We start from the raw sequence: 15338 nt of genomic DNA, 5'->3' as shown, positions 1-15338 counted from the left end.
TACCGGTGTGGAGCGAGCTTTTCTCATTGCTGAATGAATCTTTCGAACGAATCCTGACATTCTCTAGCTAATTTCTCCTCATCAGCTTCAACTAATCTGCCGTTCTCGACGACTACCTTCCCATTCACAATTGTATAATCAACCGGACGTTTGAGTCCTACCGTACCTAACCATGACTTTGGATCAGTCAGAGTCCCCACAGCATCAATTTGATCCACACGCACCATGAACAAGTCTGCTGTCTTACCAATCTCAAGCGACCCAATGTCGCTTCTTCCTAATATTTCTGCGCCGCCTCTGGTTGCTACCTTCAAGAGATCATAACCAGTCGGAGCTTGGCTGCTTGACTGAAGCCTGTGCAAGAGATACGAGACTCGGAGTTCCTCCAGCAGGTTCGAGCCATCGTTTGAGGCGCTCCCATCAACGGCTAAGCCTACGGGAATCCCCATCGCAAGCATTTCGGGAACCCTGGCTATGCCGGAAGAAAGCTTCATGTTCGAAATCGGGCAATGTGCGATTCCTGTTCGAGTATGTGCAAGCAGCTTCATTTCGTCATCGTTAAAATGTATCCCATGCGCATACCACACATCGGGACCTAGCCAGCCCAGACTTTCCATGTAGGCCAAGGGCCTCATGCCAAAACGTTCGAGCGTGTAGGCTTCCTCGTTCTTCGTCTCAGCTAGATGCGTGTGCAGTCGCACACCCTTCGACCTGGCAAGCTTCGCCGATTCAAGCATGATATCCGCGGATACGCTGAACGGAGAGCACGGAGCGAGCACTACCTGCCGCATCGAGCCCGCGCTGGCATCGTGGTAGAGATCAATTAGCCTCTCACTATCGGCTAGAATCGTCTCTATGTCCTGAACAACGCTCATGGGAGGCAGCCCTCCCTGATCCTTGCCTAGCGTCATGGATCCTCTCGAAGCAACGAATCGGATACCAAGGCGCTCCGCGGCTTCGAACTGTTTATCTATAAAATGGGTACTATTTTGCTGAGGAAACACATAATGATGGTCGAAAACCGTCGTACAGCCATTCTTCATCAGATCAGCGATCCCTGTAAGCGAGCTATGGTACACGACGTCCGGCGTAATCCCTTTCCAAATTTCGTAGAGATAACGCAGCCAGTCGAATAACTCCAGCTTCTGCACCTGCGGCAAATTGCGCGTGAACGTTTGATACAAATGATGATGCACGTTAATGAGACCGGGATACACGAACATCTGTGACGCATCAATCACCTGGTCTGCCTCATACAAGTCCTTCCCCATCTTCACGATCCGATTGTCTTCAATCAGGATATTCGCCTGTTCCAGCACACGGTCCTCCGCATCTACCGTTACAATTGCTTTTGCACCACGAATCAACAATGAACCCATCCATCTTCCTCCTCAACGTAAATGAGGAAACCAAAAAAATCCTAACAACAAACACAATATATGGGCATATATTGTGTTCGTAGTTAGGATTTAGGTTCCCAGTAGAGCCCCCGAACCGAATTATCGAGGTTATACGAACTATAAAGTTGTTTCTTGCGGCTTACAATTAGCCCCAGTATAGAGCAGAGAATGGCGGTACGTCAATATTTATCGAAGTAACGACCTTGTGATAAATTTTTCGATAAATGAATTTTTAGTAAAAATGGAATAAGCTCCCCTATAAATGGATATATTATCAAAGCTGCGTTAACAAGCTATCGGGATCTACGTGGTCTTCGGAAACAGGAGCGCAGGCACAAATTATTGTTGGAGGTTTTTGTATACATGGAAACAGGCACGGTTAAATGGTTCAATGCAGAAAAAGGTTTTGGTTTCATTGAAATGGAAGGCGGCAAAGATGTCTTCGTTCACTTCAGCGCTATTACTGGGGAAGGCTTCAAGAGCTTGGATGAAGGCCAAAGCGTACAGTTTGAAGTTGTTCAAGGTAACCGCGGACCGCAAGCTGAAAATGTAGTCAAGCTGTAGTCCTTCACCACATATTGCTTTAACTGCTTGCGAGTCTGAGTCTACTATGACAAGGAGGAGTTCGATTGTACTTTTCAAAGAAATCGTTGGAACCTGTCCCCGAGGAGCAAACCAGCATCTGGACCTGCAGCACCGAACAGTGCTCATGCTGGATGAGAGATAATTTTTCATTCGCTGATAGTCCTGCATGTCCAATTTGCAATTCATCCATGGTCAAGGATTTGAAGATGCTCCCAACCTTATCGAACACAAGCAGCAGGCGATGAATGCAAGAAGGTAGCCATTGATTTCATGAGAAACCCTAGCGTCTCCGAATGGAGGCGTTTAGGGTTTTTATTTTTGCTGCTGCTTAGGCAAGGATAAACGACTCCGTCGTCCTTCAGGGACGAGCGCGTTTGTCAAGGCAGATGCGAAGCAAAAGTATAAAACTTATACTTTCTTATCTACACAGAAAAGAGACTCCTTGAAGGAAGGAGTCCCCTCATTCCTTTGTTGCTCACCTATACTACGCTCTAACCCCCTTTGATAGGTAACCTCCTTTTACCCAGCCCGCCCTCCTTGCTCCCACTATTTTCTCAACTTTATACCCATAATCAGCATTGTGGATTGGGTTGAGGATATAGATAGCAGGACACTGCATTGAGGTGGATCGATCCCGATTCCCTGTATAGGCCATGGGACGTGCTTCGATTGGAGGTTGTAATAAAAAGTAGAGTGCGAGGGCAGGTAAATAGATATAATTTTGTTCAAATATATATGAACAACTAAAATTTCGGTACTAAGCCGCTGACCTCAGGCTCTTGGGGAACGAGGAGCCTCTATTTCGGCTAATACGTCGATATTGGACCATATGCGGAACGTGGGGGCGCTATTTTGGTGATTTTGATGTTTTTACACCTCTGAAGCGTGAAATAGCGGATCCTCGTTCCGCGAAACCATGGAATACACGGTTTCGAGCAAAATAAGGTATCTACGACATAGAGTAAGCTCCGCCTCCTCCCCTACTCAAACAAAAAACACTCTCCAACGGAGAGTGTCCAGCCAAATCATCTCTTACGATAAATGCGTTCCTGCGGCACGAAGTCATCGTATTGCACGCCTTCGGGCACGAAAAGGATGGATTCTTTTTTACCTAAGCCTAGATATCCACCTGGAATTAAACTGCCATGAAATAGGCTGTGGACTTGCTGCTGCAGCTTCGTATCGAAATAGATCATGACATTGCGGCACAGGATGACATGGAATTCATTAAAGGAGCCGTCCGTTACGAGATTGTGCTGCGCAAACATCAGATTTTCTTTCATCAGCGGCTGAAAATAAGCATATTGATGGTCTGTTGTATAGTACTCGGAGAAGGCTTTGGTCCCGCCGGACTCCAAGTAGTTCTTCGTATAGACTTGCATCTGCTTCAGAGGGAAAGCGCCCCTTTGCGCGCTCTCAATCGCTTTTTCATTCATATCCGTCGCATAAATCTTCGTTCTCTCAGCCAAGCCTTCTTCCTGCATCAGGATCGCCATCGCGTACACTTCTTCGCCGGTAGCGCAGCCTGCATGCCAAATCCGAATCTCCGGATACTTCCTAAGCTCGGGAACGACCTGATTGCGAAAAGCGCTGAAAAAGCTTGGATCTCTAAACATTTCTGTCACTCGGATGGACATGTCGTTCAGTAATTGTTCCACGAAGCCGGGTTTATGCAGGACTTTTTCTAGCAGCGCTGTGATGGATGGCAGTTTCTCGGCTTTCATGCGATTGAGAATGCGCCTGCGTAAGGATGAACGCACATAATGGCGGAAATCGAACCCATACATCTGATATAAGCCTTCCAAGAGCAGATTAATCTCAATATTTTGCAGCTCATCGTAGGGCAGTTCTTCTAATTCGGAGTAATGATCTAAGGACTGGTGAATCAATGTTTCTTCACCTGCTTCGTCAACCATACCCGCATAAGCGAGAATAGTTGATCCATATTCAGCGGCTTGGTGATATAGTCGGAAGCGCCGGACTCCAGACATTTCTCTTTCTCACTCTTCATAGCTTTCGCCGTTAGCGCAATGATGGGTAAATCGTGCAGCTGCAGCTGACCGCGAATCGCTTTCATCGCATCATAGCCCCCCATAACCGGCATCATAATGTCCATTAACACAAGGTCGTAGTCGGAATCTACGGATAAAAGTTCCAGGGCATGCTTGCCGTGATCAGCTATCTCCACAGCAACTCCCTTCGTCTCAAGTGCCGTGACAAGCGCGAAAACGTTGCGCGCATCATCGTCTACGAGAAGCACCCTTTTACCGTGAAACAATTGGGAATCTGAGCTTATAGGCTCAGCCATTGGCTGCTCCGCCATCAAAATACTAGGTTCCGTCGAAAAGGTTGCCGTGGTATCAAGTTTCAATTCCTCGCTAGCTGCTGCAATTTCCCACCGCGGATGATCGTTCTCCTGGACCTCCGGCTCCGATTCATGTGCATTAGGCACATAGAGGGTGAACGTGCTGCCCTTAAGAAGCTCACTTTTCACGACAATGGATCCACCGAGCAAACGCGTAAATTCGCGGCATATCGATAAACCAAGTCCTGTTCCGCCGTATTGACGATTCGTTGTACCATCCACCTGCTGGAACGCTTCGAAAATAACCTGCTGCTTATCGATCGGGATACCTATTCCGGTATCTGTAATCGAAATGGCCAGTACGGTTTCTTCCGGATCTCTATGAAGCAGCTCTTGGATACGAGAAGGGTCAGCGAGCGCAATTTTCATGGTTACAGAGCCTTGCTCGGTAAATTTAAAAGCATTAGATAACAGATTCTTCACGATTTGCTGCATGCGTTGGCCATCCGTCAAAATCACATTGGGCACATTCGGTTCCAAAATGACCTCGAAATCCAGCCCCTTCTTATCCGCTACGGGTGCAAACATTAGCTTCATCAATTGCGGAATTTCGGTCACGTTGACCTCGTCCGTCATAATTTCTATTTTACCCGCTTCTACTTTGGATAAATCAAGAATATCGTCAATCAGCGCAAGCAGATCATTGCCTGCTGCATAAACGACACGTGAATAATCCACAACCTCCGACATTTGCATGTCACCGTTATTTTCCGCAAGCATTTGCGACAAAATCATAATGCTATTGAGCGGTGTTCGCAGCTCATGGGACATGTTCGCCAGAAAATCGGATTTATACCGCGAACTCGTCTGAAGCTTAAGGGAGAACTCTTCCAGCTCATCCTTCGCTTTCTTCAACTCTAACGCTTTCTGCTCCGCGAAATGGTTCTGTTCCTCTAGGAACTCATTCGTCATCCGCAGCTGTTCTTGCTGCATCTGGAGTTCTTCGGACTGTGTCTGCAGTTCTTCCGATTGTGCCTGCAGTTCTTCCGTCAACATCTGCGACTCCGAAAGCAGACGCTCTACTTCCATTCGGCTACGAACACTTGTAATCGCCGATCCGAATTTCTCTTGCAGCGAATCGACCAACGTAAGATGCTTCGATTGGAAGGGTTGAAGGGAAGCTAACTCAATAACTGCCTCTGCTTTGCCTTCCACCATAATTGGAGCAACCAATAAGCTTCGAGGCGCGGAAACGCCTAAACCTGACGTGACTCTAACATGGTTCTCCGGAAGATTATCCATCAGGAAAATCCGCTTATCTACAGCACATTGCCCCACTAAGCCTTCCCCTATTTGAAAGCTGGCAGATGAGGGATCCACCCCCGATGCCGCATACCCTGCTACTTTCACATACCGAGTCTCGCCCCCAACATGATTACGGAGGTATACAACACCATAGACGGCATCCAGCATAGGAGCTAGCTTATTCACAAAGGTTTCACTCAATTCTGTGATATCGCTAATCCCTTGATACAGGGTTGAAACTTCGGTTATATTGGTTTGAATCCAGTTCTGCTTGTCTAGGCTTGCCAGCAAATCATTCGTTGCTTCCGCCAGAACTCTTATTTCGTCATTGGTTTTCACTTCAATTCTTGCATCTAGATTCCCTTCAGCAGCTGTAATATCTCGTATTGTCTTTATGACACGATTGATCGTGCTAGTAATCGAATTCGACAAAAATACAGCCACCAAAACAGCAAAAATCGAAGTAATGCCCAAAACGCTAAAAAGAACAACTCTAAGATTATAGTTGCTTTTTGCTAATTGATCGACTCTTGCAGCCGTTAACTGCTGTTCAACCCTAAGAAAGGAATCAAACTGCGTGCGCAGCTGATCCATCAATTTTCTACCTGAATTTTGTTTAAAAAAATCATTAATGGCTGCTGTATTGTTTTCTTTTTTCCACTTAACAACGTTATCGCCAGCATTCTTGATCCAGTTCTGAATCGTAGGCTTGATCTGCTCCAAGCTTTTCTGTTGTGCAGGATTATCACTTATTAAAAGTTGAAGCTGATTATAATTATCGAGCCACGCTCGGCTGCCGGCCTCATAAGGATCCAGGTACTGTTCGTCCCCTGTAATGACGTAGCCACGCATCCCCGTTTCCATATCAATCATGTTTTTCTGTATAGCGTTAAGGAGATCTCGCACTTCAATATCATGCGTGGATATATAGTCAACTTCTTTCTGAAGAGAGGTTATTCGATCACTTACAACTAAGAGGGCAGCCCCTAAACATAGAATAATACAGACATATCCTAACGTGATTTTCGTCTTTATGTTGATAGGAATAGATTTAAACATGTTTGCCTCCTAGTACAGTTCGTAGAGAATGTTATGTTAACTAACATTCTACTATTCTCACTATACCACATTAAGAGCGCTAGAGAGATAGTGTGAGCTTGCTTCTATAATTGGTCAAGCAGCTGATCGAGCTCGGGATCGGATTCTGGATAAGCTAAATTCATGCTCTCCAATGCTTCTACAGCAATTTGCAAAACAGCCCAATCTCGGTACCACCGATGATTAGCAGGCACGACATACCACGGAGCAGAAGCCGAGCTGCACTGCTTGAACACATCTTCATAAGCCTTCTGGTATTCGTCCCAGGACTCTCTCTCGATGAGATCATTCTTGTCGAATTTCCAACGTTTCGTTGGATCCGTTAGCCGATTCCGCAGCTTGTCAAGTTGGAAATCTTTGGAGATATGAAGGAAAATCTTAACGATTTTCACACCGCTGCTCTCAAGCAATTTCTCGAATCGGTTAATGTGCTTGAATCGCTTCTTCGCTTCTGAATCGCTAATCCAGTTGTGTACTCGGGTTATTAGTACATCCTCATAATAAGACCGAATGAAAGCCCCTATCATTCCTTTCGCAGGCACCACTTTATGAGCTCGCCATAGAAAATCATGAGCGGCTTCCTCTTCGGTAGGCGCTTTGAAGCTGCTTACTTGAAAGCCCTGTGGATGCAATCCTCCGAGCGCGCGCTTCACGACGCCGTCTTTGCCGCTGCAATCCATGCCCTGAATCACAAAAAGAACAGACTGCTTCTTCTCGGCGTACAGGATATTTTGCAAGGATTCTAATCGTTCAATTAGACGCTCTATATCCGGTTCGGCTTCTTCCCGGTCGTGAAGGGCTCCGGTTTCATTAGGATCAATGTTTTCTAAGCGTACTTTCTTCCCGTATTCCAATTGAAAATGGTTGCCCGGCATCGAGTTGCCTCCTTATGTGCTCTGGTTTAAGATAATCTTCAGCTTATCAATCGCCCGCTTCTGAATCCGGGATACACTCATCTGAGAAATCCCTAATTGGTCAGCAATGTGCCGTTGCGATTGTCCTTCATGATAAATAAGACCAATAACCGTACGTTCTTCCTCTTTCAAACAAGTCATCGCCTCTTCCAGATCCATGCGTCTCTCGAGGGTTTGATAGTCATCCGATGGACCAGCGATAATATCGCCAATCGTCGCACTATCCCCATCGCTCGTGAGCGGAGTATCCAGCGATGTATAATTATAATAATCGCGGCCAGCCAGAATCTCAATCGTTTCTTCCGAACTCAGCTCTAAAAAAGCCGCAATCTCATCGATACTCGGCGAACGCTCCAACTTCACAGTCAGTTCATCCAGGGCACGCTGGACGAGCGAGCCTTTCTCCTTAATTCGTCTTGGAACCTGTATGTACCAGGACTTGTCACGCAAATAATTTTTCAGGTGGCCAATTAAGCTTTTCATTGCATAGGCTTCAAACGGAATCTCCATGGAGCTGTCATACTGTACAAAAAGTCGCAGCATCGACATCTGTCCGACTTGAAATAAATCCTCATATAAATCAGGACGGCTTCGCGACATCTTGCCTACCGCCATACGAACAATGGGTTCATAGTGCAGCAGGAGCGCCGTAGCCGTCTCTTGACATGCGGTTTCCTTATAAATCTTCATTTTCGAATACATTTCATATAACGGTTTCGAGGATGATGCATTCGCATTCATACCATTTCCTCTTTTCTACTCAGCTGGCCTGCAAGTTGCTTCGTCAGAATAACCTCGGTTCCCTTACCGCTATGCGTCAGTACTTGAACATCATCCATTAAAGCTTGCATAAGGAACAGACCTAGTCCCCCCACTGTCGCTTCACTAATGGATTTATGGTGCATGGTAGCTGCTTCGACATCTGTTTGTACGTAACTAAAGCTGTTGCCCTCATCCTTCACAGAAATTCTTAAAAAACCGCTACTGTGCTCAAATTGAACCTCCACGGTTCCTGACTGGTTATGAGAGTAAGCATGCAGTATCGCATTGTTGCAAGCTTCTGCCACAGCAACTTTCATGTCTTCAATATCTTCGAAGGAAAAGCCCGCTTTGGTGGCAACGCCATATAAAGTGAGTCGAACAATATCTAGATATTCCGCCTTTGCCGGTATCGTAAGGCCAATGTATGGGCTCATAGGATTTCTTCTTTCCTTTCTGTACCACCTTGGTTTTGACTTTGGTCTTCACGATCTACCAAATAGCGGGCAATGCCAGTTAGCTCGAATAATCGCTGAATTTTGGCAGGGATGTGATGTATACGAAAGGCTGCCTTCATCGCAGCTCGCACTTTAAGCACGGAGACAATCATACCAATTCCGGTACTGTCAATATAACGCAGCTCTTTTAAATCCAACGTTAGAATCTCATTTCCTTTTTGAACGACCGAGTCCAGCACAGTAGCCAGCTCCGATGCAGCCGATAAATCGAGCTCTCCGCTTAAGTATATAATATTTTCTTTCCCATTCGATTGTTTGTAGACAGTAAATTTACGTATAGCGTTCACAAGATGACCCCTCTCTATTTCATAACACCGGCTTGCGGTGATTTTTTGGCTTTCATTTTTTGCAACATTTCATACGAGATGGCAGCTCCTTGCAAAATCGTCTTCCATTTCGTACTAAGCGGCTGCTTATGTTGGGTTAGATTCGTCTGTTTAACTGCTGAGATTAGGCTCGTGGCTGATTGTTTCACCGACGATGTTAACTCGTGAATCACTTGTCCTACATCATGAACCGAGCTGAACAGATGGTTAAGCTTGGACAGCTTCCCGCGCACATCTATAGCCATCTCATTGGTATTGAGAATAACGTCCTGTACTTCCGAACTAATCTGTGTGACTTCATTCTTCATTTGACCCATCGTTAATGTGATCTCATCTAATGAATTTTTCAGTGATTTCAAAGTTTGAATCAAATAGAAGACAAGGAACACAAACGCAACGGCTGCAATGATCGCACTTATTTGTACCAACATTTCAATCACCCCTATCTGCTTAATTACTTATTGTTTACCCCCGTTCTTGGCATCTGAAACAATCTATACAGAAAATTTCATTTTTGATTCAAAAGGAATAGGGCAGGGTACTTATACGTATTCACAACTATACTTAATAAGTGGAGGGATTTTACGATGGTCAAAGCTGCAACGAAAGCAAGTCCGATTACAGAGATTCTGGACAAGCAGGTCGCTAACTTTTCGGTTCTTTATATGAAGCTGCATAACTATCATTGGTATGTGAAAGGCGAGAATTTCTTTACCTTACATATCAAATTCGAAGAATTGTATACAGAGGTTGCCCTGCATCTAGACGTCATCGCAGAGAGAATGCTATCTCTTCGAACCATTCCGACAGCAACCTTGCAGGAACATTTGGCCATAGCGTCCATTAAGGAAGCTAAAAATGAGGAGACGGCTGAGCAAATGGTAAAGCAGCTGGTCAGTGACTTCACCCGCATTTGCTCGGAGCTGACAGAGGGAATTGAGCTTGCTGAAGAGCAAAAAGATCAACCGACAGCCGACCTGCTCATCGGGATTCGCTCATCGCTTGAGAAGCACAGCTGGATGCTGGATGCGTACCTGGGCAAATAGTTTGTAAAAAACTACGGCTTCGGCTGTCCTTGGTCGAGCGAGATATAACGGTTGATGCAAATGAGTTATGCTGCGTAAAGGCCAGCTAATCCGAGCACATGTTGTACTTTGTACAACAATAAGCACACTATTCCGCGTTTTCCACGCGATTGTTGCAAAAACTACAACAATTCCAGCCAAAAGTAGCTAAATAGCCTACAAATGGGCTAAATTGTTGTATACAATACAACATCCTGAGCTTTTTAAGAAGAAATCAAGGAAATTGTTGTACGTTGTACAACAACTTGCCTTTCTAATGGTTCATCTTCCCAAAAAGAGAAAAATGAAAATCCATGAGAATATAGTCTCTTACTAGGAGATTATAGATGCATCCACAATCTCACTTGGCTTAGCAATTTCCCTGCTAACCAACCTAAACAGGGGCAAGCTTCGCTTACCCCCTAATCCAAAAAAAACCACGGATCGACGGTTTCCCCGTCAATTCGTGGTTTTGTTTTGGACATATTTTACGAGCGTGACCTCGGTTCCCCTGTCTGTGTTCACGATAACCTCATCCATCAGCGCCTGCATGAGATAAATGCCAAGGCCTCCAGACTGCAGTTCGCTAGGTGAAGCCCCGGTCAAAGGGACCGTATGCTCTTGACGTTCTTGGTAATTAAAGCCCGTGCCATCATCTTTCACTTTCACAGTCAATCTGTCGTCCCCGGGCTCATAGCTAATTTCGATTTGCCCGCTGCCACTCTGCGGTTCCCCGTGAAGTACAGCATTGTTGCAAGCCTCCGACACCGCTACCTTCATATCCTCGATATCTTCATAAGAGAAACCTAACTTGGTAGCAACTCCGTAGAGACTGAGTCTTACGATATCCAAGTATTCCGCAGCTGCGGGTATTTGTAAACGAATGACATTCATGCGCTTCCTTCGATCCCTTCATTCAGGAATCCTGAGATCCCCGTAAGATCAAACAGCCGCTTAATGCCGGCCAGGGATATTAGTGACTGTAAACGGCGCTTTCAACTCATCCCGAATTTTCAAGGCCGAGACCACAATGCCAATCCCCGTGCTATCAATATACCGCAGCTGCCCCACATCGAGGATTAACGCTTTATCCGCTCGGTGAACAACCGCTTCGAGCGCATGACGGAACGTTAAGGCCGCAGCCAAATCGAGCTCCCCACTGATACGAAGCTGTATAGATTTCTCCAATTCTTCTTGATCAACTTGGAACTTTTCTGCTGACATTAGCCACACTCCCTTACGTTATTCTTTCACTAAATAGTAACAAGCCTCTACCCTTTACACAAGCTTTTCCTAAAATAGGAAGATCTCCCGCACATGCTTTCAAGCTGACCATAGAGGCCAGCTGAAGACATTAGGTACTTGAAAGATCATAATAATCGATGGCTATCAATTCTTGTGTCTCCGGTGCAACAAAAAGCTTAATAAGTTCTTCACCCCGCTGAAAGACAATGCCATCCTCCGTTACGTAATCGGGTTCTCCGAGCAGCCGCTTCACATCGGTCATTGTTAACGAAATCCGTTGATCATTGATTTGAACATGCCCAACCTTGGCTGGAATTTGAACAAAAGTCACGATACCATCCTGGAAACCAATATTCATATCCGGGTATTCATACGTAAAGGCTTCTACAAAGTGGGGATCCTGGACAAACGTTAGCGGGTACCCTTTCTTTGCAACGACTGCCTCCGTATTATCATCAAGTGAAATTCCCTCCAGACTATGGAGTATCGGAACCACAGCTCTAGTATCAGCTGCCTGCAAACTAGCACTACTCCCATTGCTAGGCTCCGCTTGAGCAGCGGCAAGAGTAGGTGGCAGGACGGGTACGAAAGTGTCATCTGATCCTTTCGGAATCAGACTGATAATTTCTGGTGAAAGAATAATCTCTGGTTCACCGATATGTTCTGAAGTAGTCCAACTGACGATAATCATCGCTAAAATAACAACTAGAAAGAACAACGCTAGCTTATAGACACGGCTGCGGCAGCCCGTCATGTGTGTTAGCAGCTTAGCACCTTTTTCACGTAACATTACGTTCATAACCGATCCTCCTACTCTCACCTTTGGATTAGATCACTTCACTTTTCTCCGCCACAAAAGGATGTGCGGGTACCCTCATGCAACAAATATAAAGCGTCTGAACTGGCTTCCGATGCCAATGTTCATTCCAATTCCCCCCAACTTGTTGGACTACTACTCCTTATTACACGTCTGCGTGTCTATTGAAACAACAAACGCACAAGTTTTATTCCCCATTTGGGATAAAACTTGTGCGTTTGTTATAGATATAAACCTTCTTCGCCTTTCCCCTGGCTGAGACGATGTTTTTCATCGCTAACCGATGAGGTAAGCGGAATTCGATCTCTTTAACGATGTAAAACATCGTTAAAGTCGCAGAAGATGGCCATTATCCGCCTAGCCCCTGGCTGAGACGATGTTTTTCATCGCTAACCGATGAGGTAAGCGGAATTCGGTCACTTTAACGATGTAAAACATCGTTAAAGTCGCAGAAGATGGCCTTTCTCCGCCTTTCCCCTGGCTGAGACGATGTTTTTCATCGCTAACCGATGAGGTTAGCGAAATTCGGTCACTTTAACGATGTAAAACATCGTTAAAGTCGCAGAAGATGGCCTTTCTCCGCCTTTCCCCTGGCTGAGACGATGTTTTTCATCGCTAACCGATGAGGTAAGCGGAATTCGATCTCTTTAACGATGTAAAACATCGTTAAAGTCGCAGAAGATGGCCATTATCCGCCTAGCCCCTGGCTGAGACGATGTTTTTCATCGCTAACGACTACGTCGTTATCATAACCAAGCACATATCGTCCTGCGGAGAACCCGTTTTCGCATACGGGTAAATACGCTCAACCAAGCCATCGGGATCGTGCGTCGTCGTCTCCTTCAAGCTTCCCATGATTTTGGCGATGCCGTCCTCCTGCTCATCATCGAACCACTCCGAGAGACCGTCTGTGAACAAGACAATTCGGGCTTCCTTCTCATAAGGAATAACACCTTTCGTAATCTCAATCCCCTCAAAAAAACCAAGAGCACAACAGCCTTCTGTCAGCAATTTCACTTCACCATCCAGAAGCGCGATGCCTGCAGGATGTCCGGCATTCACATACTCAATCGTGCGCCGTTCCGTGTCCAAGACCATATAAATCGCCGTAAAATAGTAATTAATCAGGTTATCGGATTGATGCAGTTGGTTCATCCGCCCATTCAGCTCACGCATCACGCCTTCCGGATCACAAATGTTTGTGATGGTATCCTTCAATGCGGAATAAATGTACATGCAGACAAGCGAAGACGAAATGCCGTGCCCCATCATATCCAGCAAAATAATCCCATGCCGATTGGGTCCAATCGGATACCAAGCATAGAAGTCACCCGCTAGCTCGGAAGAGGGCTTATAGACAGCTGAGATCTGGATATGCTCATCCTTAATGGGACTACTCAGTACACTAAGCTGTACTTGTTTGGCCAAATCGAGCTCATACTTAATCCGCTTGTCCCGTTCTTTGTGCCAATCCTTTTCATATTTCAAGCGGAGCGTTGATCGAATGCGCGCAAGCAGCTCCACCTTATTAATCGGCTTCATCACATAATCCAGTGCCCCGGCATCCAGCGCTTCAGCCAGCTTATTGGAATCCCCCATCGCCGTTACGAAAATAATCGGAATATCTCGGAGCCTTTCATCGGCTTGAACCGTTCGACAAGCTTCCACCCCATCAATTTCCGGCATCATCATATCCATCAGAATCAAATCAACCGGCACCTCGGCCGTGCTTGGTGAATCCATCTCTAATAATTGGTACAGCTCTCTGGCAGAAGACACCATGACTAAATCGGTGTAGCCGGCTTTCAGCAGGATTTTTTCAATAATAAGTAAATTCGTCGCGTTATCGTCTACTATCACAATACTCATGGCTTCAAACCCCTTTCGGGTAAAAGTTAACGGAAACCCTCATCGTAGTTTATCATAATTTTTCATCAAACACGTTGAAGCGTTTATTTTATCTACTACCCATTTGAAAAAAATTCAATCATAAAGATGCTTGGACTTCCTTGCTAATATAAGGAAACGGAAATAAAAACGAGCTTTTTGTGTTTCAAATGGGACAAAGAAGGTTACATCTTAGTAGGAAGCATGACAACACCACAACACCCAAACTAAAGGAGAGATGACTCATGAGTGAAGCAGTCGGAACAAACAAAGGCGGACTATTGTTAGGTTTAGTAATCGGCGGCGCTGTAGGCGCGATAACCTCATTGTTATTAGCCCCTAAAGCAGGGTCGGAGCTGCGTGAAGACTTGTCGAATACGTATCGCACGTTCAATGATAAAACAAGCCAATTGGCTTCCGCTGTAGGTCAGAAATCACAGGATATTGTCTCGACTGTAAGTGACAAAACACAAGATATCGCGTCAGCTGTCAGTGAGAAAACAAAGGACCTGGCCAACTCCGTTAGCCATCAAGCAACAGAAGCCGTCGATAAGGCCAAAGAAAGCAAACAGCTCGTAGCTGAGTCTTTACAGGCTGCCAAAACGAACTACCAGAACAATCAACATTAAGGGTACACATTATATAGATTCGTAAGGACGGCGTACGATTTGACGCATGCTTGAAAGGAGGAATTGTAATGAATAAAAGCACACTTCATCAACAGTTAACAGACCTGGGGTTAGAACGTATCCAGTACACGGAAAAATCAGTCTATAAATTTGATATTTATAACGATGCGACATCAGTCTCTTACCCGCTTACGTTAACCACATTCACCTCTGAGCAAGGGAATACAACTGTACACTTCCATGAAGCCGACTTCCAGGAGAACGAATTCGTTCCTCTGCAGGTTCGCCGGGCAGTTCTGGATAAATTAATCGAATTAGAACGGCTCTGTAACGGCTCAGCAGGCAAATCCTTGGCAGAAGCCAACAATGGCTCCATGGCGCAGGATATGGATGAAATGAAGAAGTTGGGGAATGAAATGAAACATATGAAGACGAATAGCGAACTGCTTGAAAAGAATATGATTCCTGATCCGATTCAGTAGCTCA

General features: G+C 45.5%; 17 protein-coding genes and 1 riboswitch. Of the genes, 5 read left to right on the top strand and 12 right to left on the bottom strand.

Translation table 11 applies throughout. The features are described 5' to 3' along the window. Positions 1-23 precede the first annotated feature (23 nt). Positions 24-1379 carry an 8-oxoguanine deaminase gene (locus ACBP55_RS02400; RefSeq protein WP_464649489.1) on the bottom strand — a complete coding sequence of 452 codons (1356 nt, stop codon included), beginning with the start codon at positions 1377-1379 and terminating at the stop codon, positions 24-26. 60 nt (positions 1380-1439) lie between these two features. Then, positions 1440-1536, bottom strand: a riboswitch (purine riboswitch). A 227-nt stretch (positions 1537-1763) separates the two neighbouring features. On the opposite strand from ACBP55_RS02400, the gene ACBP55_RS02395 reads away from it, so the two are divergent. Both ACBP55_RS02395 and ACBP55_RS02390 read left to right on the top strand, forming a co-directional pair. After that, the gene (locus tag ACBP55_RS02395) at positions 1764-1964 is read left to right on the top strand and encodes a cold-shock protein (RefSeq protein ID WP_029196201.1); all 201 of its coding nucleotides are present in this window, start codon (positions 1764-1766) and stop codon (positions 1962-1964) included. Between the two features lie 65 nt (positions 1965-2029). Then, the gene (locus ACBP55_RS02390) at positions 2030-2230 is read left to right on the top strand and encodes a cold-shock protein (RefSeq protein WP_082562262.1); all 201 of its coding nucleotides are present in this window, start codon (positions 2030-2032) and stop codon (positions 2228-2230) included. 780 nt (positions 2231-3010) lie between these two features. Here ACBP55_RS02390 and ACBP55_RS02385 read toward each other — a convergent pair. The 7 genes from ACBP55_RS02385 to ACBP55_RS02355 form a co-directional block, all read right to left on the bottom strand. After that, the gene (locus ACBP55_RS02385; protein ID WP_464653210.1) at positions 3011-3901 is read right to left on the bottom strand and encodes a CheR family methyltransferase; all 891 of its coding nucleotides are present in this window, start codon (positions 3899-3901) and stop codon (positions 3011-3013) included. Further along, entirely contained in the window at positions 3871-6654 is a 2784-nt protein-coding gene (locus ACBP55_RS02380; RefSeq protein ID WP_464649487.1) for a CHASE3 domain-containing protein, read from the bottom strand. Before ACBP55_RS02380 ends, ACBP55_RS02385 begins: the two co-directional genes overlap by 31 nt. 104 nt (positions 6655-6758) lie before the next feature. Further along, positions 6759-7568 (bottom strand): PPK2 family polyphosphate kinase, encoded by an 810-nt coding sequence (locus ACBP55_RS02375; RefSeq protein ID WP_464649485.1) that lies wholly within the window; start codon positions 7566-7568, stop codon positions 6759-6761. 12 nt (positions 7569-7580) lie between these two features. Beyond that, on the bottom strand, positions 7581-8348 hold the full coding sequence (locus ACBP55_RS02370; protein WP_464649483.1) for a sigma-70 family RNA polymerase sigma factor: 768 nt from the start codon (positions 8346-8348) through the stop codon (positions 7581-7583). Continuing rightward, positions 8345-8803, bottom strand: a complete 459-nt coding sequence (gene rsbW / locus ACBP55_RS02365; protein ID WP_464649481.1) for an anti-sigma B factor RsbW — start codon at positions 8801-8803, stop codon at positions 8345-8347. The genes ACBP55_RS02370 and rsbW (ACBP55_RS02365) overlap by 4 nt, the downstream gene beginning before the upstream one ends. Next, a complete protein-coding gene (locus ACBP55_RS02360; protein ID WP_464649479.1) occupies positions 8800-9171 on the bottom strand; it encodes an STAS domain-containing protein in 372 nt (123 codons plus the stop codon). Before ACBP55_RS02360 ends, rsbW (ACBP55_RS02365) begins: the two co-directional genes overlap by 4 nt. 14 nt (positions 9172-9185) lie before the next feature. Further along, positions 9186-9641 carry a DUF948 domain-containing protein gene (locus ACBP55_RS02355; RefSeq protein WP_464649477.1) on the bottom strand — a complete coding sequence of 152 codons (456 nt, stop codon included), beginning with the start codon at positions 9639-9641 and terminating at the stop codon, positions 9186-9188. Positions 9642-9797: 156 nt separating this feature from the next. Between ACBP55_RS02355 and ACBP55_RS02350 the strand changes: the two genes are divergently transcribed. Next, positions 9798-10256, top strand: a complete 459-nt coding sequence (locus ACBP55_RS02350) for a Dps family protein (RefSeq protein WP_464649475.1) — start codon at positions 9798-9800, stop codon at positions 10254-10256. 477 nt (positions 10257-10733) lie between these two features. Here ACBP55_RS02350 and rsbW (ACBP55_RS02345) read toward each other — a convergent pair whose 3' ends face one another. From rsbW (ACBP55_RS02345) to ACBP55_RS02330, 4 genes are all read right to left on the bottom strand, one after another. After that, complete coding sequence (gene rsbW / locus ACBP55_RS02345) at positions 10734-11168, bottom strand: anti-sigma B factor RsbW (RefSeq protein ID WP_464649473.1); 435 nt, start codon at positions 11166-11168, stop codon at positions 10734-10736. 60 nt (positions 11169-11228) lie between these two features. Beyond that, entirely contained in the window at positions 11229-11498 is a 270-nt protein-coding gene (locus tag ACBP55_RS02340; protein ID WP_464649471.1) for an STAS domain-containing protein, read from the bottom strand. Between the two features lie 130 nt (positions 11499-11628). Next, on the bottom strand, positions 11629-12318 hold the full coding sequence (locus ACBP55_RS02335; protein ID WP_464649469.1) for a hypothetical protein: 690 nt from the start codon (positions 12316-12318) through the stop codon (positions 11629-11631). Positions 12319-13071: 753 nt separating this feature from the next. Beyond that, on the bottom strand, positions 13072-14205 hold the full coding sequence (locus ACBP55_RS02330) for a PP2C family protein-serine/threonine phosphatase (protein ID WP_464649468.1): 1134 nt from the start codon (positions 14203-14205) through the stop codon (positions 13072-13074). 263 nt (positions 14206-14468) lie between these two features. On the opposite strand from ACBP55_RS02330, the gene ACBP55_RS02325 reads away from it, so the two are divergent. Further along, a complete protein-coding gene (locus ACBP55_RS02325) occupies positions 14469-14852 on the top strand; it encodes a YtxH domain-containing protein (RefSeq protein ID WP_464649466.1) in 384 nt (127 codons plus the stop codon). A 68-nt stretch (positions 14853-14920) separates the two neighbouring features. Continuing rightward, positions 14921-15334: a hypothetical protein gene (locus ACBP55_RS02320; protein ID WP_464649465.1), complete on the top strand. Its 414-nt coding sequence runs from the start codon at positions 14921-14923 to the stop codon at positions 15332-15334. The last annotated feature ends 4 nt before the right edge of the window (positions 15335-15338 follow it).

The sequence above is a fragment of the Paenibacillus sp. WG02 genome, assembly GCF_055396115.1.
This window is presented reverse-complemented; position numbering and strand designations above follow the sequence as displayed.